The organism is Nonomuraea corallina, assembly GCF_027620315.1.
Taxonomy (GTDB): domain Bacteria; phylum Actinomycetota; class Actinomycetes; order Streptosporangiales; family Streptosporangiaceae; genus Nonomuraea; species Nonomuraea corallina.
The window spans coordinates 1-1,783 of record NZ_JAPNNL010000340.1; the positions used below are offsets into that span (position 1 = coordinate 1).

The 1,783-nt window shown below is 72.9% G+C and carries 3 protein-coding genes; all 3 read right to left on the reverse strand.

What is annotated here, in order from left to right:
- A partial coding sequence (locus OUY22_RS36570; RefSeq protein WP_270159901.1) for a VOC family protein occupies positions 1–421 on the reverse strand: 421 nt, incomplete at its 3' end.
- Between the two features lie 90 nt (positions 422–511).
- Positions 512–1,165, reverse strand: coding sequence for a response regulator (locus OUY22_RS36575; protein WP_270159902.1), 654 nt, complete (start codon positions 1,163–1,165; stop codon positions 512–514).
- Positions 1,162–1,783: sensor histidine kinase (locus OUY22_RS36580; protein ID WP_270159903.1), on the reverse strand; the 622-nt coding region annotated here is incomplete at its 5' end. The genes OUY22_RS36580 and OUY22_RS36575, both read right to left, overlap by 4 nt.

Genomic DNA, 1,783 nt, shown 5'->3' on the forward strand with positions numbered 1-1,783 from the left:
CGATCTTCTTCATGGCCTGCATGGCCTGCGCCACCTTCCCGGCGACCGCGGGGTCGGGGTGGCTCAGCAACTGGGGCAGCTCTCTCGGGACGATCTGCCAGGACAGCCCGTAACGGTCCTTCAGCCATCCGCACTGCCCCTCCTCGCCTCCGTCGGTGAGCCCGGCCCAGTACGTGTCGACCTCCTCCTGCGTCTCACAGTCCACGAACAGGGAGATCGCGTCGGTGAACCCGAACCCCGCCGGCCTGCCGTTGAGCGCCAGGTAGCGCTGCCCGCCCAGCTCGAAGGCGACCATCATCGGCTTCCCGTCCGGCCCGGGGTGGACCTCCACCACCCGTGAGCCGGGCAGGATCGAGGTGTAGAAGGCGGCCGCCTCCTCCGCCTGGTGGTCGAACCAGAGGAAAGTAGTGATCTTCTGCATGACGGCGTCCTTTCGCTTTCCGTTTTCCGTCGTCGCTGACGCGTCGAACGCCCCGGCGCCGGATCGACACGGCCGGCCGGAAATCTTTCGTCAGCTGTCGCCGGGACGGACCAGGCCCCGCTCGTAGGCGTACCTGACGGCCTGGGCGCGGTCGCGCAGGCCGAGCTTGGCGAGCAGGCGGTTGATGTGGGTGCTCACCGTGGCCTCGGTGATGACGAGGGCGGCGGCGATCTCGCCGTTCGACAGACCGCCGGCGATGAGCCGCAGCACCTCGCGCTCGCGCGGCGTCAGCCCCTCCGCGGCCGGGGCAGGCGGTTTCGGTACGCGGCCGTACCCGGCGATGACGCGGCCCGTCACCGCGGGGTCGAGCAACGCCTCCCCGCCGGCGGCGGCGCGGATGGCGGCGAACAGCCGCTCCGGTGGCGACACCTTGAGCAGGAAGCCGCTCACTCCGGCGCGCAGCGCCCGGTCGAGGTTCTCGTCGGTGTCGTACGTGGTGAGCATGATGACGCCGGGCGGCCGCGGCGCGGCGAGGATCTCGGCCGCCGCCGCCAGGCCGTCGACGCCGGGCATGTCGATGTCGAGCAGCGCCACGTCCGGCCGCAGCCGGGCGACCAGGTCGATCGCGGCCCGCCCGTCGGCGGCCTCGCCGAGCACGATCAGGTCCGGCTGGGTGCCGATGACCAGCCGCAGCCCGGCCCGGATCATCGCCTGGTCGTCGGCGACGACGATGCCGACGGTCACAGCGGCAGCACCGCCCGCACGCGGAACCCGCCCTCCGGGACCGGGCCGGTGGAGAGCGTCCCGCCGAACAGCGCCACCCGCTCCCGCATCCCCACCAGTCCGTAACCGCTCTCGCCCGCCCGGGGCGGCGGCCCGGTGGGGCCCCGGTCCACGACCTCCAGCGTCAGCTCGCCCGGCCGGTAGCCGACCGTCACCGTCACCTCGGTGGGCCCGGCGTGCTTGAGCGTGTTCGTCAGGGCCTCCTGCACGATCCGGTAGGCCGACAGGTCCAGACCGGGGGGCAGCGGCACCGGCTCGCCGCGGATCTCCGTCTTCACCGTCAGACCCGCGGCGCTCATCTGGCCGGCCAGTTCGTCCAGGCGGTCGAGCCCCGCCAAGGGAACGGTCCCGTCGGTCTCCGGCCCGCGCAGCAGGTTGAGCATGAGCCGCAGTTCCTCCACCGCCTCCCTGCCGGTCGCCTCCACGGTGGCCAGGATCTCCCGCTCGGCCTGCCGCTCCTGCCCCAGCATGAGCCGCACCCCGCCGGTGCGCATGGTCATCACGCTCACGCCGTGGACCACGATGTCGTGCAGCTCGCGCGCGATGCGGGCGCGTTCGGCGGAGACTGCCTCGCGGGCG